Annotated in this window: 18 protein-coding genes and 2 tRNA genes; 6 read left to right on the top strand and 14 right to left on the bottom strand. The window is 60.9% G+C overall.

The window, feature by feature from the left end; translation table 11 throughout:
• Positions 1-99 precede the first annotated feature (99 nt).
• The 7 genes from lpdA to sdhC all read right to left on the bottom strand — a co-directional run bounded on the left by lpdA (position 100) and on the right by sdhC (position 9,698).
• Positions 100-1,539, bottom strand: coding sequence for a dihydrolipoyl dehydrogenase (lpdA, locus tag QQF40_RS14575; RefSeq protein ID WP_175090458.1), 1,440 nt, complete (start codon positions 1,537-1,539; stop codon positions 100-102).
• Positions 1,540-1,652: 113 nt separating this feature from the next.
• Positions 1,653-3,227, bottom strand: coding sequence for a 2-oxoglutarate dehydrogenase complex dihydrolipoyllysine-residue succinyltransferase (odhB, locus tag QQF40_RS14570; protein ID WP_285461727.1), 1,575 nt, complete (start codon positions 3,225-3,227; stop codon positions 1,653-1,655).
• Between the two features lie 51 nt (positions 3,228-3,278).
• The gene (locus tag QQF40_RS14565) at positions 3,279-6,113 is read right to left on the bottom strand and encodes a 2-oxoglutarate dehydrogenase E1 component (protein ID WP_285461726.1); all 2,835 of its coding nucleotides are present in this window, start codon (positions 6,111-6,113) and stop codon (positions 3,279-3,281) included.
• A gap of 227 nt (positions 6,114-6,340) precedes the next feature.
• On the bottom strand, positions 6,341-7,045 hold the full coding sequence (locus QQF40_RS14560; protein WP_043333105.1) for a succinate dehydrogenase iron-sulfur subunit: 705 nt from the start codon (positions 7,043-7,045) through the stop codon (positions 6,341-6,343).
• Between the two features lie 158 nt (positions 7,046-7,203).
• Entirely contained in the window at positions 7,204-8,976 is a 1,773-nt protein-coding gene (gene sdhA / locus QQF40_RS14555) for a succinate dehydrogenase flavoprotein subunit (RefSeq protein ID WP_175090455.1), read from the bottom strand.
• Between the two features lie 3 nt (positions 8,977-8,979).
• On the bottom strand, positions 8,980-9,327 hold the full coding sequence (sdhD, locus tag QQF40_RS14550; RefSeq protein WP_043333107.1) for a succinate dehydrogenase, hydrophobic membrane anchor protein: 348 nt from the start codon (positions 9,325-9,327) through the stop codon (positions 8,980-8,982).
• Positions 9,321-9,698, bottom strand: coding sequence for a succinate dehydrogenase, cytochrome b556 subunit (gene sdhC, locus QQF40_RS14545; RefSeq protein WP_043333108.1), 378 nt, complete (start codon positions 9,696-9,698; stop codon positions 9,321-9,323). Before sdhC ends, sdhD begins: the two co-directional genes overlap by 7 nt.
• A 391-nt stretch (positions 9,699-10,089) precedes the next feature.
• On the opposite strand from sdhC, the gene gltA reads away from it, so the two are divergent.
• Together gltA and QQF40_RS14535 are read left to right on the top strand one after the other, a co-directional pair.
• Positions 10,090-11,376: a citrate synthase gene (gene gltA, locus QQF40_RS14540; protein ID WP_285461725.1), complete on the top strand. Its 1,287-nt coding sequence runs from the start codon at positions 10,090-10,092 to the stop codon at positions 11,374-11,376.
• A 262-nt stretch (positions 11,377-11,638) separates the two neighbouring features.
• Complete coding sequence (locus tag QQF40_RS14535) at positions 11,639-12,526, top strand: NAD(P)-dependent oxidoreductase (RefSeq protein ID WP_285461724.1); 888 nt, start codon at positions 11,639-11,641, stop codon at positions 12,524-12,526.
• A gap of 529 nt (positions 12,527-13,055) precedes the next feature.
• Here QQF40_RS14535 and QQF40_RS14530 read toward each other — a convergent pair.
• From QQF40_RS14530 to gltX, 3 genes are all read right to left on the bottom strand, one after another.
• A tRNA-Glu gene (locus tag QQF40_RS14530) sits at positions 13,056-13,131 on the bottom strand.
• Between the two features lie 18 nt (positions 13,132-13,149).
• A tRNA-Ala gene (locus tag QQF40_RS14525) sits at positions 13,150-13,225 on the bottom strand.
• 162 nt (positions 13,226-13,387) lie between these two features.
• Positions 13,388-14,863 (bottom strand): glutamate--tRNA ligase, encoded by a 1,476-nt coding sequence (gene gltX, locus QQF40_RS14520; RefSeq protein WP_285461723.1) that lies wholly within the window; start codon positions 14,861-14,863, stop codon positions 13,388-13,390.
• A 257-nt stretch (positions 14,864-15,120) separates the two neighbouring features.
• Between gltX and cydD the strand changes: the two genes are divergently transcribed.
• The 3 genes from cydD to QQF40_RS14505 are packed head-to-tail and all read left to right on the top strand — an operon-like array spanning position 15,121 to position 19,674.
• Positions 15,121-16,965, top strand: a complete 1,845-nt coding sequence (gene cydD, locus QQF40_RS14515) for a thiol reductant ABC exporter subunit CydD (protein WP_285461722.1) — start codon at positions 15,121-15,123, stop codon at positions 16,963-16,965.
• Positions 16,962-18,824 (top strand): thiol reductant ABC exporter subunit CydC, encoded by a 1,863-nt coding sequence (gene cydC, locus QQF40_RS14510; RefSeq protein ID WP_285461721.1) that lies wholly within the window; start codon positions 16,962-16,964, stop codon positions 18,822-18,824. The genes cydD and cydC overlap by 4 nt, the downstream gene beginning before the upstream one ends.
• Before the next feature lie 37 nt (positions 18,825-18,861).
• Entirely contained in the window at positions 18,862-19,674 is an 813-nt protein-coding gene (locus QQF40_RS14505; protein ID WP_285461720.1) for an SDR family NAD(P)-dependent oxidoreductase, read from the top strand.
• A 19-nt stretch (positions 19,675-19,693) separates the two neighbouring features.
• On the opposite strand, the gene QQF40_RS14500 is transcribed toward QQF40_RS14505, so the two are convergent.
• The 3 genes from QQF40_RS14500 to QQF40_RS14490 all read right to left on the bottom strand — a co-directional run bounded on the left by QQF40_RS14500 (position 19,694) and on the right by QQF40_RS14490 (position 23,602).
• A complete protein-coding gene (locus tag QQF40_RS14500; RefSeq protein WP_043333112.1) occupies positions 19,694-20,593 on the bottom strand; it encodes a LysR family transcriptional regulator in 900 nt (299 codons plus the stop codon).
• Between the two features lie 441 nt (positions 20,594-21,034).
• Positions 21,035-22,096 (bottom strand): magnesium/cobalt transporter CorA, encoded by a 1,062-nt coding sequence (gene corA / locus QQF40_RS14495; RefSeq protein WP_175090447.1) that lies wholly within the window; start codon positions 22,094-22,096, stop codon positions 21,035-21,037.
• Positions 22,097-23,047: 951 nt separating this feature from the next.
• Positions 23,048-23,602 (bottom strand): carboxymuconolactone decarboxylase family protein, encoded by a 555-nt coding sequence (locus tag QQF40_RS14490; RefSeq protein WP_176676161.1) that lies wholly within the window; start codon positions 23,600-23,602, stop codon positions 23,048-23,050.
• Positions 23,603-23,899: 297 nt separating this feature from the next.
• On the opposite strand from QQF40_RS14490, the gene QQF40_RS14485 reads away from it, so the two are divergent.
• Positions 23,900-24,517 carry a TetR/AcrR family transcriptional regulator gene (locus QQF40_RS14485; protein WP_285461719.1) on the top strand — a complete coding sequence of 206 codons (618 nt, stop codon included), beginning with the start codon at positions 23,900-23,902 and terminating at the stop codon, positions 24,515-24,517.
• Positions 24,518-24,982: 465 nt separating this feature from the next.
• On the opposite strand, the gene QQF40_RS14480 is transcribed toward QQF40_RS14485, so the two are convergent.
• Complete coding sequence (locus QQF40_RS14480; protein ID WP_285461718.1) at positions 24,983-26,290, bottom strand: hypothetical protein; 1,308 nt, start codon at positions 26,288-26,290, stop codon at positions 24,983-24,985.
• Positions 26,291-26,445 lie beyond the last annotated feature (155 nt).

The following is a 26,445-nucleotide window of genomic DNA, read 5'->3' as shown; positions in this document are numbered from 1 at the left end:
CCATTGGTTGCATTAGACTCGAACGGCAGTCGCAAGATGCCACTGCCACCGTTCGCCCCGGCCTGGCCGGGGCGACGCGCCTCTTGTTCGGAAGGACGCTTACTTGCGCTTCTTGCGGTTTGCGATGTGAATCGCATGCCCGTCAACGGCCAGCGCGGCTTCGTGCACGGCTTCCGACAGCGTCGGGTGAGCCGTGCAGATCAGTGCGAGGTCTTCGGCGCTTGCGCCGAACTCGAGGGCAGTCACACCCTGTGCGATCAGCTCACCGGCATGCTGGCCGATGATGTGAACGCCCAGGACGCGATCAGTCTCAGCGTCGGCAATGATCTTGGCCAGACCTTCAGTGGCATTGTTGGCCATGGCACGACCGCTTGCCGCGAACGGGAAGCTGCCGGTCTTGACTTCGATGCCTTCGGACTTGGCTTGCTGTTCGGTCTTGCCGACCCACGCCACTTCCGGGAAGGTGTAGATGATGCTCGGGATGGCGTCGTAGTTCATCTCGGCCTTGTGGCCGGCAATGATGTCGGCAACCATCACGCCCTCTTCAGAGGCCTTGTGCGCCAGCATCGGGCCACGCACCACGTCGCCGATGGCGTAGACGCCCGGCACGCTGGTCGCGCACTGGTCATCAACGTGGATGAAGCCACGCTCGTCCAGATTGATGCCGACATCACTGTCGAGCAGGCTCTGGGTGTACGGACGACGGCCAACCGCGACGATGACCTTGTCGAAGGTCTGTTCCTGTTCGCCGTTGGCGTCGGTGTACTTGACGACGACTTCGCTGTCCTTGATGTCGGAACCGGTCACACGGGCGCCGAGCTTGATGTCCAGACCCTGCTTCTTGAGCAGCTTCTGGGCTTCCTTGGCGACGGCCGCATCGACCATCGGCAGGAAGCTGTCGACCGCTTCCAGCACGGTGACTTCAGAACCGCAACGGCTCCAGACACTGCCAAGCTCGAGGCCGATGACACCGGCGCCGATGACGCCCAGGCGCTTCGGCGCTTCCTCGAACTCGAGCGCGCCGGTGGAGTCGACGATCAGACCTTCGGTCAGCGGCGTCGGCGGAATCTCGACCGGCACGGAACCGGACGCGATGACGATGTTCTCGGCTTCGTAGGTCGTCTTGCCACCGTCGTGGTCGGTCACTTCGACCTGCTTGTTCGGCAGCACCTTGCCGGTACCTTCCAGCGCGGTGACACCGTTGGCCTTGAACAGACCGGAGATACCGCCGGTCAGGTTCTTCACGATCTGCGCCTTGCGCTCGATCATCTTGGCCACGTCGATCTCGACGCCGTCGGCCTTGATGCCCAGTTCGGCGAACTCATCACGCGCTTCGACGTACTTGTGCGAGGTTTCCAGCAATGCCTTGGACGGAATGCAGCCGACGTTCAGGCAGGTACCGCCGTGAACGACCTTGCCTTCCTTGTTGACCCACTTCTCGACGCAGGCGGTCTTCAGACCCAGCTGAGCAGCGCGGATGGCGGCGACATAGCCACCAGGGCCAGCGCCAATGACGATCACATCAAATTTATCGGCCATGTCTCTTCCTGTTGGTGCAGTTCGATTCGGGTTGGCAACCCGGCGCGTGTCAGTGCCACCCGCCGGGGCCGCTCACGCCCTCGAGATCCTCAAGGCCGTGAGACATTGCGGTCTCAGACGTCGAGCAGGAAACGAGCCGGATCTTCCAGCAGGTCCTTGATGGCGACGAGGAACTGGACTGCATCCTTGCCATCGATCATGCGGTGATCGTAGGACAGCGCCAGATACATCATCGGACGGATGACGACCTGACCGTTCACGGCCATCGGACGCTCCTGGATCTTGTGCATGCCCAGAATGGCGGTCTGCGGCGGATTCAGGATCGGGGTGGACATCAGGGAACCGAAAATGCCGCCGTTGGTGATCGTGAAGGTACCGCCCTGCATCTCATCGATGCCCAGCTTGCCGGCACGGGCACGCTGACCGAAGTCGACGATGGTCTTTTCGACATCGGCGAGCTTCATGCTGTCGGTATCACGCAGCACCGGCACGACCAGACCGCGGTCGGAAGACACGGCAACACCGATGTCCTGGTAACCGTGGTAGACGATGTCGGTGCCGTCGATGGAGGCATTGACGTCCGGGAAGCGCTTGAGCGCTTCGGTGGCCGCCTTGACGAAGAAGCCCATGAAGCCGAGCTTGGTGTCGTGCACCTTCTGGAAGGTGTCCTTGTACTGCTTGCGCAGCTCCATCACCGCACTCATGTCCACTTCGTTGTAAGTGGTGAGCATGGCGGCAGTCTGCTGGGCATTGACCAGACGCTTGGCGATGGTCTGACGCATGCGGCTCATCGGCACGCGCTTCTCTGGACGCTCGCCCTCGAAGGTCGGTGCAGACTTCGGCGCGGCCTTTGCATCAGACTTGGAAGCCGGCTTGGCAGCGGTCTTGGCCGCAGTGCCTTCCTTGACGGCCTTGGCCACGTCTTCCTTCAGCACGCGTCCGCCCTTGCCGGTACCGACCAGCTTGCTGACGTCCAGATCGTGCTCGGCCACCATCTTGCGCGCTGCCGGGGCGAGGATCTTGTCGCCGACCTTCTCGTCCTGACCTTCGTCAGACTCGGACTTGTCGTCGCTTGCCTCAGCGGCCGGCGCGGCGCCACCGGAAGCACCAGCGCTGAACAGTGCCAGCACGGCTTCGGTCTCGCAGGTATCGCCTTCCTCGACCTTGATCTCGCTCAGGGCGCCGTCGGCCGGAGCCACGACTTCCAGCACCACCTTGTCGGTCTCGATCTCGACGATCAGCTCGTCACGCTCGCAGGCCTCACCGACCTTCTTGTGCCAGGTGGCAACGGTGCCTTCGGCAACGGATTCCGGGAAGCTCGGCGCCTTGACTTCCAGCGTCTTGCCTTCGCCACCGGCGGCCGGCTTGCTCTCGGCCTTGGCGTCGTCCTTGCTTTCGGACTTGCTCTCAGCGGCGGAGTCGTCCTTGGCGTCAGAAGACGCAGCGGCGTCTGCATCACCGATGGAGCCCAGCACTTGCTCGGACTCGCAGGTGTCGCCTTCCTGAACCTTGATCTCGCCCAGGGTGCCGTCCTGCGGTGCGACGACTTCCAGCACGACCTTGTCGGTCTCGATCTCGACGATCAGCTCGTCACGCTCGACGCTGTCGCCGGGCTGCTTGTGCCAGGTCGCCACAGTGCCTTCGGCGACGGATTCCGGAAAAGACGGCGCTTTGATATCGATAGCCATTGGAGTTCCTTAACTCGATTCTCTCTCGGTGCCCTTGCGGGTCGCGAGCCTTTACTTGTTGAAGGCGTCGTCGACCAGCTGGCGCTGCTGCTCGTTATGAACGGACATGTAGCCCGCGGCAGGTGCCGCAGAGGCCGGGCGTCCGGCGAAGTCCAGGCTCATGCCAAGCCCCTGACGGTGCTGCTCAGCGACCTGACGCATGTGATGCTGACTCTGATACCAGGCACCCTGGTTGAGCGGCTCTTCCTGACACCACATCACCTGCTCGAGATTCTCGTAGTCGGCGATGGCGGCCTGGAGCTCTTCCTTCGGGAAGGGATAGAGCTGCTCGACACGGATGATGGCAACGTCTTCACGGCCCTGCTCCGCGCGATAGGCGGCCAGGTCATAGTAGACCTTGCCCGCACACAGCACGACGCGCTTGACCTTGGAAGCTTCCAGGTTGCCCTTGTCGGACAGCACCATCTCGAAGCGGCCACCGGCCAGCTCATCGAGGGTGGAAGTCGCTTCCTTGTGACGCAGCAGAGACTTGGGTGACAGCACGACCAGCGGCTTGCGCAGCGAGCGGATGACCTGACGACGCAGCAGATGATAGATCTGCGCCGGCGTGGTCGGCATGCATACCTGCATGTTGTGCTCGGCACACAGCTGAAGGTAACGCTCGAGGCGTGCGGAGCTGTGCTCCGGGCCCTGACCTTCGTAGCCGTGCGGCAGCAACATGGTCAGACCACACAGGCGGCCCCACTTGCTCTCGCCGGAAGAGATGAACTGGTCCATCACCACCTGGGCACCGTTGGCGAAGTCACCGAACTGGGCTTCCCACACCACCAGCGCATTCGGCATGGTAGTGGCGTAGCCATATTCGAAGGCCAGCACGGCTTCCTCGGAGAGGTAGGAATCATGGATGGTGAAGGTCGCCTGACCATCCTTGATGTGCTGCAGCGGCACGTAGGTGTTGCCATCCTTCTGGTTGTGCACCACCGCGTGACGGTGGGAGAAGGTACCACGACCCACATCCTGACCGGTGATACGTACCGGATGGTCGGCATCGACCAGGGTGGCGTAGGCCAGTGTCTCGGCGAAACCCCAGTTCAGCGGCATGCCACCGGCGGCCATCTTGCGACGGTCTTCATAGATCTTGTTGACCTGACGCTGGACCGAGACGCCGTCCGGCACTTCGCACATCTTGTTGGCGAGCGCCTGCAGCTGCTTCATGTCCATCGAGGTATCGGCAACGCCGGTCCACTCGTGACCCAGATACGGCGTCCAGTCGACGAACAGGCCGGTATTCGGCTGTTTCACCAGGGCGTTGGCCACATGATTGCCGGCATCGAGATCCGAGCGGTACTGGTCGACCAGCTGCTTGGTCTCTTCCTCGCTGAGCACACCTTCCTCGACCAGACGCTGCGCATACTTCTCGCGAGCGGTCTTCTGGGACTTGATCTTGGCGTACATCAGCGGCTGGGTACCGGACGGCTCGTCGGCTTCGTTGTGACCGCGCTTGCGGTAACATACGAGGTCGATCACGACGTCACGCTTGAACTGCTGGCGATAGTCGATGGCCACCTGGGCGGCGTGCAGCACGGCGTCCGGATCATCTCCATTGACGTGGATGATCGGCGCCTGAACCATCTTGGCGATGTCGGTGCAGTATTCGGTCGAGCGAGCGTCATCGGCACGCGAGGTGGTGAAGCCCACCTGGTTGTTGATGACGACATGCACGGTACCGCCCGTCTTGTAGGCACGGGTCTGCGACATCTGGAAGGTTTCCATGACCACGCCCTGACCGGCGAAGGCCGCGTCACCGTGGATGGAAATCGGCAGTACGCTGTCACCCTCGGCGTCTTCACGACGGTCCTGACGGGCACGCACGGAGCCTTCCACCACCGGAGAGACGATCTCCAGGTGCGACGGGTTGAACGCCAGCGCCAGGTGGACTTCGCCGCCAGGCGTCATGACGTTCGAGCTGAAGCCCTGGTGGTACTTCACGTCGCCGGAACCCTTGGCGATCTGCTTCTTGCCGTCGAATTCCTCGATCAGCTCGGACGGGCTCTTGCCCAGCAGGTTGACCAGCAGGTTGAGACGGCCACGGTGGGCCATGCCGATCACAACTTCCTTGGTACCGTACTTGCCGCTGCGCTGGATCAGCTCATCCATCATCGGAATGAAGGACTCGCCGCCTTCCAGACCAAAGCGCTTGGTGCCCGGGTACTTGCTGGCGAGATAGCTCTCGAGGCCTTCGGCAGCGGTCAGACGCTCCAGCACGTGATGACGGACATCGCGTGAGAAGTTCGGCTTGGAACGCACGGACTCGAAACGCTGTTGCAGCCAGCGCTTCTCTTCCGTGTTGACGATGTGCATGAACTCGGCGCCGATGCTGCGGCAGTAGGTCTGCTCCAGCGCGGCGTGGATTTCCTTGAGCGGTGCCACATCCTTGCCGAGGAACAGCGAGCCGGTCTGGAACTCGACGTCCATGTCAGCGGCGGACAGCTGATGGAAGGACAGTTCGAGGTCCGGTACCGGTGCCGGCTTGCGCAGACCGAGGGGATCGATATCCGCCTTCTGGTGGCCACGGAAGCGGTAGGCGTTGATCAGCTGGAGAACACGAACCTGCTTCTTGTTCTCGCTGCTTTCGCCCGCAGAGACAGCCACCGGGCGGCGACTGTTGCGACCCATCTCGTAGAACTGATCACGGATCGGCGCTAGCGGAACATCCTGGGAGGGGCTGCCGTCATGACGCGGCAGAGTATCAAAGTAGTTGCGCCACTCGTCGGGAACCTCATTCGGGTCGACAAGATAACGCTCGTAGAGATCTTCTACGTAGTGGACATTCCCCCCGCTCATATGGGAAGTGCGCCACATCAACTCCATTGTGCCTTCTTGCATCTCTCGGTCACCCTGACTGATGGGGTGGGGTAGGCGCCTGACAAGCGCTGTCGGCGTCACTCGATTATGCCCTGTATGGCGAAACCATGGAGGCCTTCACCATCTGAGTCTTCTTTTATCGTCAAAAGCCGGTGCACAAGGCACCGGCTTCAGCAAGCTGTGCGCTGCGGCAAGGTGTGACACCCTGCCGCAGCTGACGTGCATCATAGCAAGCTAAGGCGCGGCTTTTAAGTGGCGTTTGCCAGCAAAAGCTCACGAATCTTGCCGATGGCACGTGTCGGGTTCAGACCCTTGGGGCAAACCGCGACACAATTCATGATTCCGCGACAACGGAATACGGCAAACGGGTCATCCAGCTCGCTCAGACGCTCCTTGGTGGCGGTGTCACGCGAGTCCGCCAGGAAGCGATAGGCCTGCAGCAGACCACTAGGACCGACGAACTTGTCCGGGTTCCACCAGAAGGACGGGCAGGCAGTCGAGCAGCAGGCACACAGGATGCACTCGTAGAGACCGTCGAGCTTGTCACGGTCTTCCGGCGACTGCAGACGCTCGATGGCCGGCGCCGGCGTGTCGTTGAGCAGGTACGGCTGGATGCGCTCGTACTGCTTGTAGAAGATGCTCATGTCGACGACCAGGTCACGCACGACCGGCAGACCCGGCAGCGGACGCAGCACCAGCTTGTTGTCCTTGACGACTTCGGACAGCGCAGTGACACAGGTCAGGCCGTTCTTGCCGTTCATGTTCATGCCGTCCGAACCACAGACGCCTTCACGACAGCTGCGACGATAGGCCAGCGAGCTGTCCTGTTCCTTGAGCATTTCCATCACGTTCAACACCATCAGGTCACGACCCTGGGTGTCGACCTGAAACTCCTGCATGTACGGCGCAGTATCGGTTTCAGGGTTGTAGCGGTATATGGATACCTGAAGCATGGTTTCCCCTCCGGGCAAACGGGTCAGGTGCGTGCGGTGACCTGCACGCACCTCGATCACGGCGAACTCAAGCGAGAGTGAACTCGAGCGAGTGCGAACTTGGTCTGAAGAAAGGCGCGGCGCCCCAACGGGCCGTGACGCGCGCCTTGGGTTCAGACTCAGTAGGTACGAATCTTCGGCTCGAAACGCTCGACGGTCTTCGGCGCGAAGTTCACATCACGCTTGCCGACACGCTTCTCGTTCGGGAAGAACAGAGAATGCTTGAGCCAGTTCTCGTCATCACGATCCGGGAAGTCGTAACGGGAGTGAGCACCACGGCTTTCCTTGCGGGTCAGGGCCGCAATGGCAGTGGCTTCCGCCACTTCCATCAAGTTGTCCAGCTCGAGTGCTTCGATACGCGCGGTATTGAAGACCTGAGACTTGTCGGACAGACCCGCCTTGGCGATACGCTCACGCAGCTCGGACAGCTGCTTGACGCCCTCTTCCATCTTGTCTTCCTGACGGAAGACACCAAAGGAGTTCTGCATGATCTGCTGCAGTTCACGCTTGAGTTCCGGCACGGACTCACCGCTCTCGGACTCGTTCCAGCGGTTCAGGCGCACCAGGGCAGCATCGATGTCGCTCTGCGTCGGCTCGAGGTACTCGACACCTTCGTTGAGCGCGCTTTCGATGTACTTGCCCGCGGCGCGGCCGAAGACGACCAGATCCAGCAGCGAGTTGCCACCCAGACGGTTGGCACCGTGAACGGAGACACAGGCCACTTCACCCACGGCATAGAGGCCGTTGACGATGCGGTCGCTGCCGTCTTCGTTCTGTGCGATGGCCTGGCCGTGCACGTTGGTGGCGATGCCGCCCATCATGTAGTGGCAGGTCGGCACGACCGGGATCGGTGCATTGACCGGATCGACGTGCGCGAAGGTCTTGGACAGCTCGGAGATACCCGGCAGGCGCTTGTTCAGCACTTCCTCGCCCAGGTGATCCAGCTTCAGGAAGACGTGGTCGCCATTCTCGCCACAGCCACGGCCTTCGAGGATTTCCAGCACCATGGAGCGCGCGACGACGTCACGGCCCGCGAGGTCCTTGGCGTTCGGCGCATAACGCTCCATGAAGCGCTCGCCGTCCTTGTTGACCAGGTAGCCACCTTCACCACGGCAGCCTTCGGTGACCAGCACGCCCGCACCGTGGATGCCGGTCGGGTGGAACTGCCACATTTCCATGTCCTGGACCGGCAGGCCGGCGCGCAGCGCCATGCCGATACCGTCGCCGGTGTTGATCAGGGCATTGGTGGTGGAGGCGTAGATACGTCCCGCACCGCCGGTGGCCAGAACGGTCGCCTTGGACTTCACGACCACGGTCTCGCCGGTCTCGATGCACAGGGCAATCACGCCGACGATATCGCCGTTGGCATTCTTGACCAGGTCGATGGCGTACCACTCGTCGAGGAAGACGGTGCCATTCTTCAGGTTGGCCTGATAGAGGGTGTGCAGCAGAGCGTGACCGGTACGGTCAGCCGCGGCGCAGGTGCGTGCCGCCTGGCCGCCCTTGCCGAAGTCCTTGGACTGACCACCGAACGGACGCTGATAGATGCGGCCGTTGTCGAAGCGAGAGAACGGCAGACCCATGTGCTCGAGCTCGAAGACCGCTTTCGGGCCTTCAGTACACATGTATTCGGCGGCGTCCTGGTCGGCGATGTAGTCGCCGCCCTTGACGGTGTCATACATGTGCCAGCGCCAATCATCATTCGGATCAGCAGAAGCGATGGCACAGGTGATACCGCCCTGGGCAGAGACAGTGTGCGAACGGGTCGGGAAGACCTTGGACAGCACGGCGGTCTTCTTGCCGGACTGGGACAGCTCGAGGCCGGCACGCAGGCCAGAGCCGCCACCGCCGATGATGATCGCGTCGAATGTCAGGCTACGCATGGTGGACATGTATCAGGCTCCCCACAGGACTTGAACGCCCCAGACCAAGAAGATGAACAACGCAAGGATGACGAAGACCTGGAAACCGAAACGCAGTGCGGTCGGCTTCATGTAATCGGTCGCCACGGTCCACAGACCGATCCAGGCGTGTGCGGCAATCGAGATGAATGCCATCAAAGAGAAGATACGCATTGCCGTGTTCTCGAACAGACCACTCCAGGTGGTGTAGTCGAGGTTCGGATGGAGCAGCAGGTAGCCGACCATGAACACGGAATAGACTGCCAGAATCACGGCAGAGACACGCTGCAGCACCCAGTCGGACAGACCGCTGCGGCTGAAATTGGTGATGTTGTTTACCATACCCAGACTCCCGCCAGGACCACGAGAACAGCACTGATCACGACAGTGACCTGCGCCTTGCGATTAGCACTTTCCAGTTCGACACCAATATCCATGTCCATCAGCAGGTGCTTGATGCCAGCCACGAAGTGGAAACCGAGGGCAGACAGCAGGCCCCAGGCCACGATCTTGGCAAGGAAGTTGGTTGCCAGGGTGTCGCGCACTGCCTCGAACCCTTCCGGGGAGGACAGCGAGGCATCGAGTGCCCACAGCGCAAATACCAGGCCCACGAACAGAATCACGCCGGTAATACGGTGGGTGATTGAAGTCAGCGCAGGGAGAGGGAACTTTATCGTCGTCAGATCGAGATTTACGGGTCGTTTGCTATTCACGGCTCTTACACACTCTCTTGGCCCAACACGGACGCAAGCCCGCAGGGGCGGTGGTTTGAGGAAGGGTCTCGGGCGCAGGCCATCCACGGTACCGAGCCGAATTTCCCGCCAGTCGCGCGACGGTGGATTATAGGGGTTGGCCATTGGCATGACAAATGGCATGACGTCGCAGGGCCGCAACCACGGATTGCACAAAATGCAGTGAACAGGACGCGACCTGACGCCACGGGATACGTAAACGTCGGGGAACTGACGCACAACAGCATGGCGCGCGTCTCTACGCCGTGTGGCGAATTGACAATCCTTGGCGGGCTTCTATAGTGGGCGGGATTGATGCAAGCCCGGCATGGCAAGCAAGTCAAAGAGTTACGCGAATAATGAGGAGGTCGGCATGACTGACAAGAAAGCGACATTGACAGTAGACGGTATCGACAAGAGCATCGAGTTCCCGGTCTATTCCGGCACGCTCGGCCAGGACGTCATCGACGTTCGCGGCCTGACCGCCGAAGGCATGTTCACGTATGACCCGGGCTTCGTCTCCACTGCCGCCTGCGAATCATCCATCACCTTCATCGATGGCCAGAAAGGCGTGCTTCTGCATCGCGGCTATCCCATCGACCAGCTGGCCAAGAGCTCCAACTACATCGAGCTGTGCTACCTGCTGCTGTTCGGAGAACTGCCGAGCGACGAGGAATACGACAAGTTCGCCCAGCTGATCAGCAACCACACCATGGTGCATGAGCAGATCGTCAACTTCTTCAAGGGCTTCCGTCGCGACGCCCACCCGATGGCGATCCTTTGCGGCGTGGTCGGTGGTCTGGCCGCCTTCTATCACGACAACCTGAACATCACCAACGAGAAGGAACGCTACGTCAGCGCCGTGCGCCTGATCGCCAAGATGCCGACCCTGGCGGCCATGTGCCACAAGTACAACATCGGTCAGCCGTTCATGTACCCGCGCAATGACCTCTCCTATGGCGAGAACTTCCTTTACATGATGTTCGGAAACCCGTGCGAGGAGTACAAGATCAACCCGGTGTTCGCCAAGGCGATGGACACCATCTTCATGCTGCACGCCGACCACGAGCAGAATGCCTCGACCTCTACCGTTCGCCTGGCCGGCTCCACCGGTGCCAACCCGTTCGCCTGCATCAGCGCCGGTATCGCGGCACTGTGGGGCCCGGCACACGGCGGCGCCAACGAAGCCGTGCTGGCCATGCTCGACGAGATCGGTGAAGAGTCCGAGGAAAACATCCAGCGCTTCATCGACAAGGCCAAGGACAAGGAAGACCCGTTCAAGCTGATGGGCTTCGGTCACCGCGTCTATCGCAACTTCGATCCGCGCGCCAAGGTCATGAAAGAGACCTGCGACGAAGTACTGGAGCAGCTGGGCATGGCGGACGACCCGCAGCTCAAGATCGCCAAGCGTCTGGAGCAGATCGCGCTGGAAGACGAGTACTTCATCGAGCGCAAGCTGTACCCGAATGTCGACTTCTACTCCGGCATCATCCTCAAGGCGATCGGCATTCCGACCAACATGTTCACGGTCATCTTCGCCATGTCGCGCACCATCGGCTGGATTTCCCACTGGAACGAGATGATCGCCGGCGGCCACCGTATCGGCCGTCCGCGCCAGCTCTATACCGGCCACCCGCAGCGCGACTACCCGACCAAGTAACCAGTTGCCTGGCAACCAGGCAATATCGGGTCATCGGCCTGCAGGACAGACCGCCTCTTCGGAGGCGGTTTTTTTTGGCCTGTCGCCTCTCATGCGTGCAACCCCTGTCGAGATGCAAGTCATAAAGCCGCCCCGCCCCGCCCCGAACGTGCTAGCGTGCTGATGTACCGGCTTCGTCACGCCCTGCACGCGCCGGCACGCCATGCGCCCCACCGCGAGCGGCGCAACCTCATCCCTGATCGATGGCAAGGAGCCTCCCAGCATGTCAGAGACACACACCACGCCACGTACCGCCGCCTTCATCGGACTCGGGGTCATGGGTCACCCCATGGCCGGCCATCTGAAACGCGCAGGCCTTCAGGTGCGGGTCTACAACCGCACACGTGCACGCGCCGAGCAGTGGAGCGAGGAGTACGGCGGCAGCCATCACGCCACCCCGCGAGAAGCCGCCGAGGGCGCCGATATCGTGCTGATGTGCGTGGGCAATGATGATGACGTGCGCAGCGTCACCTACGGCGACGACGGCGTGCTGGCCGGCATGGCGAGCGGCAGTCTGCTGGTGGATCACACCACCGCCAGTGCCGACCTGGCACGCGAGCTGGCCGCCGCCGCGGGCGAGGCCGGTATCGGCTTCGTCGACGCGCCGGTCTCCGGCGGCCAGCAAGGCGCCGTGAATGGCGTGCTGACCATCATGTGTGGCGGCAGCGAGGCGGATTACGCGCGTGCCGAGCCGGTGCTGACGCACTACGGCCGCATGGTGAAGCGCATCGGCGAGACCGGTGCCGGCCAGACCACCAAGATGGTCAACCAGATCTGCATTGCCGGGCTGGTGCAGGCACTTTCTGAGGGCCTGCACTTCGCCGAGCAGGCAGGACTGGATCGCGAGGCGGTGATCGAGGTGATCTCCAAGGGCGCCGCTGGCTCCTGGCAGATGGAAAATCGTCACGCCACCATGATCAAGGACGAGTACGATCACGGCTTTGCCGTCGACTGGATGCGCAAGGACCTCGATATCTGTCTGGCGGAAGCACGCCGCATCGATGCCAGCCTGCCGGTGACGGCGCTGGTCGATCAGTTCTATGCCGACGTGCAGGCCATGGGCGGCAATCGCTGGGACACCTCCTCGCTGCTCAAGCGCCTCTCCAGATGAAGCGGCCTTGAACTCAAGCGAGTGAGCCGAACCGCATCACACGGCCTCGCACTGAAAACGCCTCATTCCAATGCCATATGGACGCGGGAATGAGGCGTTTTTTCGTGCCGCAGCGCAACATCCCAGACAGCAGCGGCGCTCGGCGTGCTTTTCCACACTATCTGTGGATAACCTCGTTGATAACCCCTAGACAAGCGCGGCGAACCAGCATGACAGCGGGCTTACCAACAGATTGCACAAAATTTAACCAGCTCATAACCCATTGATATAAAAGAAATTTTTGGCAACACGACGTAAGCGCCAGCCGCAGGGGCCGCACTTTGGGAGGAGATGCAGGGGGAGATGTGACAGCGCGCGAACAGTGGACAAGACACGAGGTCTGTCAAGGGCGACTTGGGGATAACATGCTTTCTGCCGACACACAGGCTGTGCATAAGCCAGAATCAGGGACAAAAAAAACACACCCCGCAAGGTGTGCTTTTTTGTTGACTTCACGAGACCTGAAAGGTGACTCGAGATGTCTGAAGAGTGGCGTCCCATAGGGGGTTCGAACCCCTGTTACCGCCGTGAAAGGGCGGTGTCCTGGACCACTAGACGAATGGGACGCAGTCGCTTGAGAAACTTGGTGGAGCCTAGCGGGATCGAACCGCTGACCTCAACACTGCCAGTGTTGCGCTCTCCCAGCTGAGCTAAGGCCCCGTCTCTCAGGAACGAGGCGTATCTTACTGATAACCCTCGGGGTCGTCAACTTCTTTCTCACACAATTCTCATCGTGCTGCTGCAAGGCATGGCCCCCATGACGACAGACGTCACAGGGGCCGGCATCCGCACACCGCAGACACCTTGCCGGTCGCGATATTCTTACAGGTCGCGATATTCCTTCTCGAAGCGCTTGGCAGCCTTCTTGGAAACGCCACCCAGCACGGCCACGGCGTGGCGCAGACGCGCGCGCGTCATGTCGGAGCCCAGAATGACCATCGCGTCCATCACCGAGGTGGAGGTCGCCGAGCCGGTCACCGCCACGAATACCGGCGCCAGGAAGTCCTTCATCTTGAGCCCGAAGTGCTCGGAGAGCAGCTTCACTTCCGCCAGCAGATGCTCCTTGTCCCAGCGGCTCACGGCTTCAAGCTTCCAGGTCAGGAACTGCATCTGACGCACCAGGTCTTCGCCTTCCAGCTTCGCCTTGGCGAAGTCGTCCGGCGTGATGGCCGGCAGGCCGGAGAAGAAGTGCCCGGCCAGCGGAATCGCCTCGGACAGCGTCTCGATGCGCGGCTTCACTTCCGGCAGGATCTGCTTGACGTAGGACTCGTTGAAGGCCCACTGACGCAGTTCGCTCAGCAGCTCATCCTCGGACAGATCGCGGATGTAGAGACCGTTCAGCCAGCTGAGCTTCTCGACATCGAACACCGGGCCACCCAGCGAGACACGCTGGATATCGAAATGCTCCTGCATCTCGCTCAGGGTGAACTTCTCGCGTTCGTCCGGCATGGACCAGCCCAGACGACCGAGATAGTTGATCACCGCCGCCGGCAGGTAACCCATGCGACGGTAGTAGAGGATCGACGTCGGGTTCTTGCGCTTGGACAGCTTGGTCTTGTCCGGGTTGCGCAGCAGCGGCATGTGGCACAGTTCCGGCATCTGCCAGCCGAAGTATTCATACAGCAGCTGATGCTTGGGCGCCGAGTTGATCCACTCCTCGCCACGCATCACGTGGGAGATCTCCATCAGGTGATCATCCACCACGTTGGCCAGGTGGTAGGTCGGCATGCCGTCGGACTTGAGCAGGATCTGCGCATCGACCTGGGCCCAATCGACCTCGATCTCGCCACGCAGCATGTCCTTGACCACACAGGTGCCGCTTTCCGGCACGTTCATGCGGATGACGAAGGGCGCGCCCGCCGCTTCACGACGAGCAACTTCTTCTGCCGGCAGCGCGAGGTCGGATGGCTTGAGCGCCATGTGCAGACCTTCGGCCTTGCGCGACTCGCGCAGCTCGTCCAGCTCTTCACTGGTGCGATAGCACTTGAAGGCATGGCCGGCATCGATCAGCTGCTGGCAGTGCCTGGCGTAGATATCGCCACGCTCACTCTGACGGTACGGGCCGTGCGGACCGCCGACATCCGGGCCTTCGGCCCATTCGATGCCCAGCCAGCGCAGCGAGTCGAGGATCATCTGCTCGGATTCACCGGTGGAACGCGTCTGATCGGTATCCTCGATGCGCAGAATGAACTCGCCACCGTGCTGACGAGCGAAGCACTGGTTGAACAGGGCGATGTAGGCGGTGCCGACGTGGGGATCACCAGTCGGCGACGGTGCGATGCGCGTACGAACGGTCATGTGGAGTCCAGTAGTTCGAGAAGAGAGGGCAACAAGCGTCTCGGCAATGACTGACTGCCGGGGCGTGAAATCACGCTGCTGTCTCAGCAGCAAGTGCTGGGGCATATTATACGCAAGGTGAAGATGTGCGACAGTGCGTCGCCGTGTACCAACGCTCTCTCGGCGGTAAGCTTGCGCCAGATGCGTCATTCTCTGCCTTGAGACATGACGCCAGCGCTTCCCTGCAACTATCTCTGCCACCACCGGCAGGAGCATGAATGCCCCGAACTGCCGCTGTACCCGATGTTTCACCCTCCCCCACCGATGCCACTGCCTCGGCAGAATTCGTGCCACGCCGCTGGCTGGAGACACTGGCACGTGCCGGTGGCCGCTGGCCCCAGCTCGCCATCCTGTGCGCCCTGCTCTCGACACTGGTCCTGCTCGCCCAGGCCTGGGCCATCGCCCGCCTGGCCCAAGGCGTCGCGATCGACCGCGAAGGCCTGGCGACACTGTGGCCGGCCATCGCGGTACTCGCCGCCAGTCTCTCGCTGCGCGGCGCGCTCACTGGCCTGCGTGGCTATGCCGGCACGCGCGCCAGCCAGCAGATCCGTCGTGGCCTGCGCGAACGCCTGCTGCAGCGCTTCGCCGAACTCGGCCCGCTGTGGGTGCGTCGCCAGCATCGCGCCAGTCTCGCCAACCGCGCCTGGGACCAGATCGAGTCACTGCACGGCTACTATGCCGACTTCCGCCCGCAGACACGCCTCGCGGGGCTGATTCCGCTGATGCTGCTGTGTGTGGTGTTTCCGCTCAACTGGGCGGCCGGCCTGATTCTCGCCACCACCGCACCACTGGTACCGATATTCATGATTCTTGTCGGCATCGCGGCGCGCAAGCGCTCGCAGGAGCAGTTCCGGGAGATGGACCGCATGGGCCGTCACTTCATGGACCTGCTCACCGGTCTCAAGACCCTGAAGCTGTTCGGCAGCGCCAGACGCGGCCCCCAGGTCGAGGCAGTCAGCCATGCCTTTCGCAAGCGCACCATGCGCGTACTGCGCCTGGCCTTCCTGTCCTCCACGGTGCTGGAATTCTTCACCGCGGTGTCCATCGCGCTGCTGGCGGTCTACCTCGGCTTCCATTTCCTCGGCCACCTGCAATTCGGCACCTGGGGCGACTCACCGCTGACCCTGCAGACCGCACTCTTCATTCTGGTACTGGCGCCCGAGTTCTATCAGCCGCTGCGCGAGTTGGGCGTGCACTATCACGCCAAGGCCGAGGCCGAGGCTGCCGCCAGTGACCTCGCCCCCATCGTCGGCAGCGCTCCATTTATCCAAGAGTCGGATGGTGAAGCGGGCGCACTGACGCGCAACCCCGACAGCGACTTGCCCGCAGCACGCCCTAAGTCCCGCAAGTTGCACTCGCTGATGCTGGAAGAGGTCTGTGTGCGCTATCCCAATCAGTGGAACCGCCAGACCAGCACGTTGACTCCACCGGCACTCGGGCCGCTGACCCTGCGGATCACCCAGGGCGAGCGTGTCGCGCTGACCGGGGCTTCCGGTTCCGGCAAGTCGACGCTGCTCAATCTGCTGCTCGGCTTCGTCGAGGCCAGCGACGGCCTGCTGTATCTCAATGGCCATCCGCTGAGCCACGGCCTGCCGCCGGGCATGGCGGCCTGGGTCGGTCAGGAGACGGTGGTGCTGTCCGGCACGCTGGCCGACAACCTGCGTCTTGCCAGGCCTCACGCCAGTGACGCACAGCTCGAAGCGGCGCTGGACAATGCCGACCTGCTCGACTGGTACCAGCACCTGCCGCGAGGGCTTGAGACGCGCCTTGGCGAGGGCGGTCAGGCGCTGTCCGGCGGTCAGGCACGCCGTCTGTCACTGGCCCGCGCATTCTTGCATGACGCGCCACTGGTGCTGCTGGATGAACCCACCGCCAGCCTGGACGCCGACAGCGAAGCGCGCGTGATCGCCGCGCTCAAGCGTCTCGGCGAGGGTCGCACCCTGCTGCTGCTGACCCATCGACCAGAGCTGCTGACGCTATGCCAGCGCCTGATTCATCTGAACGATGGCCAACTGGTGCAGGACCGCCCGCTCCCCCTCCCGACGCCGCGAGGTGACGCATGAACCGCGCCATCCGCAAGCCCGCGCCTGACACGCCCATGCCTGTCACGGCCAGTGAGCCAGCACTGGCCGAGCCACACGTCGAACAGCGCCCACGTCTGCGCGAACTGACGCCGTATCTGGCCTTGATGCGCGAGCATCGCGGCTGGCTGGGTATCGGTGCCCTGCTGGCACTGATCACCCTGCTGGCCGCCACCGGCCTGCTGGCGCTGTCGGGCTGGTTCCTCTCCGCCACCGCCGTAGCCGGCTTGAGCGTCGTCACCACCCAGGCCTTCAACTTCTTCACCCCGGCGGCAGGTGTGCGCGGTCTGGCGCTGGCGCGCACCGCCGGGCGCTATGGCGAGCGGGTCACCACCCATGAGGGCACGCTGCGTCTGTTGGCGAGCCTGCGCCGCCGCCTGTTCGAGGCCATCGAGCCGCTCTCCCCCACCGCCCTGCAGCATGCCGGACAGGGAGAATTGATGACCCGCCTGGGCGCTGATGTCGACGCCCTCGACAGCCTCTACGTGCGCGTATTGATTCCCTCGCTGGTGGCGGTCTGCGCCATCCTCGCCGCCGGCACGCTGATCGGCATCTTTGCGCCGACACTGGCGCTGGTGGCGGTGATCGGGCTGGTGCTGACCGGCGGACTGGTGCCGTGGCTGGCATGGTGGCGGGGTAGCCGTGACGCCATGCGTCATCAGTCCTCGGCCAGCCGCCTGCGCGCACGCCTGCTTGAGCGCCTGCAGGGACTGGGCGAGCTGGTGATCTATGATCGCTGGAATGAAGAGCTTGAGCGCCTGGCCGAGCAACAGGCCGAGCGGGACCGCATCGAGCGCACCCAGGCACGCCGTCAGGCACTGGCCAGCTGGCTGAGTCACAGTCTGCTGGGGCTGACGCTGGCCGGGGTCGCCCTGCTCGGCGTCATGCAGATGGCGCCATATGCGAACGACGACATCACGACGCATTCTGGCGAGCTGCTCGATGGTCGTCTGCTGGCGCTGTTCCTGCTGGCGGTACTCGGCGCCTTCGAGGCACTGGCGCCACTGCCGCTGGCCTGGCAGGGGCTCGGTCGCTGTCTGTCGGCGGCCGCGCGCCTCAACGGTGTGCAGGCCAATACGCCGGCGGCCCAGTTCCCCAGTGGCTCTGAGGCTGCCACGCCGGTGGGACACGCCTTGGAGATCGAGCAGCTGAGCGTCACCCACGGCGACACGCCGGTGCTTGAAGAGCTGTCGCTGACACTGGCCGCAGGCGAGCATCTGGCACTGCTCGGCCCGTCCGGCAGCGGCAAGAGCACCCTGCTGGACGTGCTCAGTCGCTTCCATGTCCCCAGCGCCGGACGCATCACGCTGGGCGGCGTGGCGCTGGATTCACTCGACGAGGCCACGCTGCGTGCAAGCTTCGCGGTCTGCCCGCAGGACACGCATCTCTTCTGTGCCAGCTACGCCGACAACCTGCGCCTGGCCGCTCCCGAGGCCAGCGATGAGGCACTGACGCGCATGCTGGAAAGCCTTGGCCTTGGCGACTGGCTGGCCCGCCAGCCACAGGGGCTTGCCGGCTTCCCGGATGAAGGGGGGCGTTCATTGTCCGGTGGCCAGCTGCGCCGCTTCGGTGTGGCGCGTGCGCTGCTGTCACCAGCGCCGATCGTGCTGCTCGATGAGCCCTGCGAAGGACTGGACCGCACCAGCGCCGAGCAGGTGATGAGCGCGATTCTCGCCGCCTGCGAGGGCCGCAGCCTGATCATGATCACTCACCAGCCGCTGGGGCTGGAGCGCTTCGCGCGTCTGGCACTGCTGGAAGCGGGCCGCCTGCAGGAAGACACCACCCCGACCACACTGAGCCGCGATTCCCGTCTCGCCAGGCTGATGGAGCGCACTGCCTGACGACAGTCACATTCGGCCACTACGGAGGGAGACATGCATGGCAGATAGCAGACTGGAAGATCAGCCATTGGCGGCGGACACCTTCGCGCGCCTGCCACAGGGCTTCTGCGCACTGGTCACCGGCGCCAGCGGCGGGATCGGGCGGGCGCTGATCGCTGAGCTGCTCGCCCATCCGCACTGTAGAAAAGTGCTGGCGGTGAGTCGCGATGTCTCATGCCTTTCGGCGCATCCCGAGCTCGAGACGCTGGAGGCCGACCTGACCACCGAGCAAGGCACCGCGCGCCTCGAGGAGTGGCTGACACAGCAACTGGATGGGGAGAGCGAGACGGGGCAGCCACCGGCGCTGATACTCAACGCGCTGGGCCTGCTGCATGACGAGCGCGAGCAGCTATGGCCGGAGAAACGCCTGGAGGATTTGAGCCTGGCGGCCCTGACGCGTCTGCATCAGGTCAATGCCTTCGCCCCGGCCCTGCTGCTGGGGATGCTGGCGCCACGTCTGCGCCGACGCACGCCAGTGATCTTCGCCTCGCTGTCGGCGCGGGTCGGCTCGATCTCCGACAACCGCAGCGGCGGCTGGTATGCCTATCGCGCCAGCAAGGCAAGCCACAACATGCTGCTCAAGACCGCCGCCATAGAGATCGCACGGCGCAATCCCGAGGCGCTGCTGGTCGCGCTGCATCCCGGCACCACCGACACCGGCCTGTCGACGCCCTTCCAGGCCCGCGTGCCCGAGGGCAAGTTATTCACGACGGGTTTCGTGGCGCGCCGTCTGCTGCGCGTCGCCTGCGAACTCTCGCCCACCGCCAGCGGCGGCTTCTACGACTGGGCCGGCCAGGCCATCGATTGGTAACCCTCTCGGTAGAGGCGACTCAGAGCTGCAGATGCTCCTGAAACCACTCGGTGATGAAGTCGAGGTAGGCGCGGGTCTTGTCGGGCAGGTACTTGCGTGAACGGAACAGCACCACCATCGAGCCATGCTCGTTCCAGTAGGGCTGCAGCAGCGGCACCAGTTCACCACTTTCCACTGCCGCGCGGGCCGAGAAGGTCGGCAGGTAGGCGAGACCGAAGCCGGCCTTGGCCGCCTCCACCACGCCGAGCAGATTGTTGATCACCAGCCGCGACTCCGGCTCCACATCGAAGGGCTGACCATTGAGCGTGAAGCGCCAATGCGCCCCCAGGTCGTAATTGCCGTAGAAGATGGTATCGAAGGCGCGGATGTCCTGGGGCTGCACCGGCGGTGCATTGACACGCGCCAGATAGTCCGGCGCCGCATACAGGCCATAGACCACCTTGCACAGCGGCCGCGAGACCATCGAGGAATCCGGCAGCGGCCCCATGCGAATCGCCAGGTCCACTGACTCATCGATGGGCTCGAAGCGCTGATCCTCGAGCAGAATCTCGACGCTGACATCCGGGTAGCGACGCATGAAGGCGGTGGTCGGCGCGGCCAGATACATGAAGCCGAACGACACCTGTGCCGAGACCTTGAGCTGGCCCATCGGCTGCGAGGTCACGGACTGTACGCGGGCCTCGGCGGATTCCAGCTCCTCGCGGATGCGCAGGCCGTGCTCGTAGTAGATGCGCCCCGCCTCGGTGAGATGCAGCTTGCGAGTCGAGCGATTGATCAGGCTGACGCCCAGCTGCTCTTCCAGCGCCGCCACCCGCTTGGACGCCAGCGACTTGGAAATTCCCAGTCGGCGCGCCGCCGCCGTGAAACTGGCCGCGCGCACGACTTCGACGAAAACGCGCAATGCATCAAGTGTCGCCATGTTTTTCCCTTTCCCTCGCTCTGCAATCGCCATGGCCCTCTGGACCCGGCCAGACACCCCATCAATCTCTCAGGTTTCCATATTGGAAACCCTAGTTTTCAATTGTACGCGCTTATTCTCCAAAGCGCGGCACCCTATACTGTGCGCCACGAACATGCGGGAGCAGGCGCGTCGCGGCATCGGCCGCCTGCTCCCGGACTAGACCGACGACGGCCGGGCCTGCGTGGCGCAGCCCGACCGTCCAGGTTCGCGCTCAGGTAGTTGCACTGCTCATCCCACCGATTCCCGGTGACTGGTCTGCATGGCGACGCCCCCACGCGCGGTTTCGCTGTCGGCCCATCCCGGGCCTCGGTGGCGATCTTCAGTGTTGTAATGCAAGTTTCTTGTGCGCTTGGCTGTCTCACGACGCCAGGCGCTTTTTTTATGTCTGTCTTCAGTGACTTACAGCCACTTCTTCCACTTGAAGAACAGATAGGTCGAGAGCGCCGATACCCCCATCAGGCACAGCGCGAAGGGATAGCCCCAGTCCTCGTCCAGCTCCGGCATCCAGTGGAAGTTCATGCCGTAGATGCTGGCGATCAAGGTCGGCGGCATGAAGACTACCGCCGCCACCGAGAAGATCTTGATGATGCGGCTCTGATCGAGATTGGTGAAACCGATCGAGGCATCGAGCAGGAAGTTGACCTTGTCGAAGATGAAGGTGGTGTGCGGATTGAGCGAGTCGATGTCGCGCAGCATGTCGCGAATCTCCTGCCGTCGCGATTTCTGACGTGGCGCCGAGGGCAGATGGCGCGTCAGCTGACGCAGCAGGCGCTGACTGTCCAGCAGCGACTGGCGCACCTTGTCGTTGTAGCGCTCCTGCAACAGGATGCCGTGCAGGGTGTCTTCCAGCGCCTCGGGGTGCACCGCCTGCTTGCCCAACGCCTCCAGGGCCCGGTAGATATCCTCGATCTCATCGGCCAGGTAATCGACCTTCATCGCCAGCAGCGCCAACAGCACTTCCCAGCCATCCTCCGGGCTCAGTCGCTGGCGACGCAGGTGGTTGCGGAATAGCCGCAGCAGGCCGATATCCTCGTGGCGCATGCTGATCAACTGGCGCCCATGCAGATGAAAGGCGACGTTGGCCGTCTGCGGCTCGCGCCCCTTGCGATGCGGAAACAGCGAGACGACGTGGATGCCATCGCCTTCCAGATAGAAGCGCGACGACGACTCGATCTCCTCCAGCTCCTCGACATCAGGCAGCTCCACCGTGAACTGTTCGCTCACCCAGCGCTTTTCCTGCTCATCCGGCTCGCAGAGATCGATCCACAGCACATCGCTACGCACCAGAATCGGTGGCGCCAGCTCGTCATCGGCCAGCAAGCTGGCATGCAGGACTGCCGCCTCTTCAGCGCTGTCCGCCAGGCGCGGCGGCGCATCGGGCTGACCGGGCTGCGGGTCAGGCAACACGATATGTTCGCCGCGCAGGCGGCCATCATCGTGCAGTCGATAGAGTGTGATCATGATGACTTCCTCGAAAGGCCCCGCAGGTCTCGCCTGTGCACTGAGCGATGGCGATGGCTGACGACCAAGGCCAACCGTCTGAAAAGGCAGCGAAACCCGGGCACCTTGGCGGCGTACGAATAGAGTGTCGTCATTCTAAACGAGATGGCGAGCCAGCGGAGGCCGAGCGACGGGGCGCAACAGGCGTGAGCGGGGAGGCAAGCGGGGAGCGGCCGAAGGGAGACCGAGATCGAGCGCCAGAATAGAGCGCCAGAGAAAAGCGCCAGACAGGAATAAAGAAGCACCAGACACGAAAAAAGGCGACCCGTGAGAGTCGCCCTAAGACCGTGACTAGCTTGATGAGGAGAAACCCGAACAGGGGCCTGACTCCACTGTTCTGGCTACCGCATTCCATGGCGGGAAGCGATGAATCCAGATTATGCTCTCCAGCAGACGCCGTCAATACTAATGAGAAATATTTTCATTAACATTGAGTCAGCGTTTATCTCACGCGTCGCTGGCCTCCCCTCACCGGCTGACGTATCATGGCGCCAGAATATCAAGGTCGTGACTGGCCTGATGAGACGCTTGCCAGGGACCTGACATCCAAATCTGGCGAGCACGAAGCACCGCTCGACTCGCAAGCCTTCCTCCCTGTCATTGGCAGACGGAAAGTGAGTGAATCGAAAAGCGCTTCCGGACGCCTCCCTCGTGCAAGCGAAGGAGGCGTCTTTTTTTGCGCATAAAAAAGCGGCCCACCCCGTAGGATGAGCCGCTGGCAAGGACCGTAAAACTGTCTGATGAGAAGCCTCCCGGACAGGGGCCTGACTCCGCTGGCCGGGACACCGCTACCCATGGCGGGGAAGCGATGACCCCAGAATATGACTCGCGGGCTCAGACGTCAACACTAATGAGAAATATTTTCATTAGCATTGGAGAGTCAGGCACTTGCCGCCGCCTCTCACCTCAGCTTCAGCCCTGCTTGTGCCACTCGAACTTCTTGAACGGCTCGTCGATCGGCGTCTCGGCCAGGTGATTGGTGTAGTTGCTCATCACCTTCTGGGACAGGCCCAGAATCACTTCCAGCACATTGCGCTTGGTATAACCGGCATCGAGGAAGGTCTGCACGGTAGCGTCATCCACGAAGCCACGCTCACGTACCACGGCCAGCGTGAAGGTGCGTAGAGCTTCCAGACGCTCGGTCGGCAGCGGCGTCTCGTTGCGCAGCGCTTCGGTGATGGCGTCATCCACCTTCATCGACTTGGCGATGCCGGTATGCGCCGGTACACAGTAGTGGCAGTTGTGCTCGACGTTGATGGTCTGCCACACGACGGTGGTCTCTTCATCATCGAAGCTGCTGTCGAGGAATAGCTGGTGCAACACCTGGTAGCCTTCCAGCAGCCCCGGGGCTTCCGCCATCACGGCGTGCAGGCCCGGTACCATGCCGAAGGCTTCGACGGACTTGCCAAGCAGCGGCTTGCTGTCCTGCGGGGCATTGTCGGCGGTATACAGCGTGAAATCAGTCATGAGAACTCCTTCGGAATGATGGGCGAGATGCGCGGTGTCTCAGGGGCGGGCTGCCAGTCAGTGGCATGAAGCCTTGAGCAGCGCCCCTGAAGATGCAGGACAAAACATGAGCGAACGCTCAAAATCAAACCTGACAATCCGCTGCACTGCGTTGTCGGGGAACACACTAGCTGGATTTGAGCGATCATTCAAGTTAAAATTGAGTACTCACTCAACACCTTGCTCCTTGCAGACCGCCCGCTTCGCCATGCCGCGCGAATAAAGGCGTCGCTCGCGAGCCCCATCGTCAGGACAGCCATGCCACGCGCGACCTTGCACAACCGCCAGGATTCCCTCGAACGGGCGCTCAATCTCTTCTGGCAGAAGGGCTTTCATGCCACGTCGCTGAAGGACATCGAGCGCGCGCTCGACATGCGTCCCGGCAGCATCTATGCCACCTTCGGCAGCAAGGACGGCCTTTTCCAGGAAGCGCTGGACTGCTACTCCGCGCGCAGTCTGCGCGAGATGGAAAGCCTGATGGCCAGCCACGACTCGCCGTTGACCGCCCTCGCCACCTATATCCGCAAGCTAGGCGGACTGCGCGACTGCGAGGTGCCGTCCCGCGCCTGCATGCTGGCCAAGAGCCTGCTGGAACTCGGCGAGCGTGAACAGGCCGCCCGTGACAAGGTCGAGATGCTGCTCGCCAACATGGAAGCCCGCTTCCGCCAGGCCTTCGCGGACGCCCGCGACGCCGGTGAACTCATCGACCCCGAGCGCCCCGCGCACCAGCCGGAACGCCTCGGCCGTCGCCTGCAGGCCGAAGTCATGGGCCTGCGAGCCTACGCCCAGCGTGAAGGCGAAAGCGAAGCCGTCCGCCAGCTCGCCGAAGACATCGCCCAGGATATCGAGGCGCTGAAGGTCAACAACACGCATTGAGCCATGAGCGGAGCAATGGCTCGTGGCTCCCATAGCGCCTGCACCTGATGCTTCGATCCCTGCTCCCAAACCAGCCGATATGACTGCCATGCCGACGACACCAATTGACAGTACCTTTTCCGTTGCGCCGATGATTTATCAGGTGGAAGCCCGATACGACGGGCTCAAAAGTGTCAATTGCCAAAAGGGCGCCATTAAGACAAATTGTGTTAGAAATTGCCGTCGGTGTTGCTCTTACCCGTGAAGAAGGTATATACATAATTAGGATGAGGGTGTTTTTTTAACGACCCTCACCTTAGATAAAGATATATAATATTGGAAATACAAAACAACACTTATAAAAACCTAAAAATCACTATCGTGCTTTACCCCCCATGACTTTATTAAAGCTTTTACCACCTTGTGGCTATATTATTAAAAATTTTCTCTTTTCCTGATTATAAAAAATTACATTAATTAACGCCGTCACTCATCATCACCGTCTAATCCGATTCCGTTTAAGATCATCCAAAGAGGGAACCATTCCCTTTGACTCTGATAAAAGAATTTAGGAAGATCATCACTATAGTAAATCGGATCATACTTTTCGCGAAGAACATACTGCATATACTCTGAATAGATATCTCTTATCAACCCCGTGGCATAAACATCTAAGTTATGAACATAAACTGACTCTATAGCATTAGCTTTAATCCCGGACCATAAAGGGCTAGATATATCATAGCTAATATTTGCTTTACCGCCAGATTCTATGAAACATTTTTCAAATTCGTCTTTTACATTTCTAATCAGCATCCCCCTAAAAGCACCTTCCAAAGAGTCAATCCAATTTTCTTCGCCCCCATCTTGAAACTGATCATATAAACCCTGAATCGCTTCTAGCCTTTCAGAATCGGAGGCACCGACTATTTCGCCATCTGCTTCGCTTGTTCGCAATGAGGAAAAGGGGTTAACACAAACAACAAATATGGTATTAGGATAAGGGAATCCTTGCGAAACGCTACCCCACATTTGCCTAGCATAGACAAAAGAATGAAGTTTCTCCGTCTCCAGCCTTCCTGCTATTAAACTAGAAATAGTATTTAGCGCAGACTTAGTATACTCTGGAATCGCATCATCCTCACTAACTAGATCAGTATCAAACCACCCCTCTATCACAGGAAAAGATATAGCAACAACAAGCATTGATTCGTCTCTGAAAATATTCTCCTCAAACCATGAATAATAAGTGTCTTTGGGGTACCAGGCATTCAAGGAAAGCTTGTCCCCTTCAAAGTTAGGAACAAAGGCAACAATATTTTTATTGTTTATCAAGAGCTCTTGAGTGTATGCATCTCTAACAACTCTATTCTCCATAGGTGCTACCAGTACTGAGGTCATACAAGACTCCGACACACCTGGGAACAATGAGCAAAAGTGGTTAGCATATCCCAGCAATTCAGTAAAAGCCTGTCTTTCAGTTTGATTAGACTTTTTTAATTCAATAATGGTTAAACCATCACCTTCTGAATTACCAAAAAGATCGATACGCGTGGTAGAGTCTGCTACTTTTTTTAACCTTAATTCCTTAGCAGTAATTGATAGCGAACCAAGAGCGTCTATAAGCCTATTTATTTTCTTCTCAGCAGACCTGCGCATAAAAAAACTTAACGTAGGAAAGCCATTTTGTTGCCAAGAAATAGGCGGTCTAACCCCTTCCACCAAGCCTAAAAAATCATCTCCGTATGATGAGAAAATATAATCTCTAATTTCATTCTCAGACATGTTATCCATTTAAAACCACCCTAGAATTAAAACCATATATAAAAAATGCATACACTGCACACAATAGACCAAATAAGGATAGTACTGCTTGGCCGCAGATTCTGAGTGCAACACCTGAGTTTCCCTGTAAGGTATTGCGCTCATGTCATACTCAGAACTCAGCA

It is taken from the genome of Cobetia sp. LC6, assembly GCF_030264805.1.
In the GTDB taxonomy this organism is placed as follows: domain Bacteria; phylum Pseudomonadota; class Gammaproteobacteria; order Pseudomonadales; family Halomonadaceae; genus Cobetia.
This window is presented reverse-complemented; position numbering and strand designations above follow the sequence as displayed.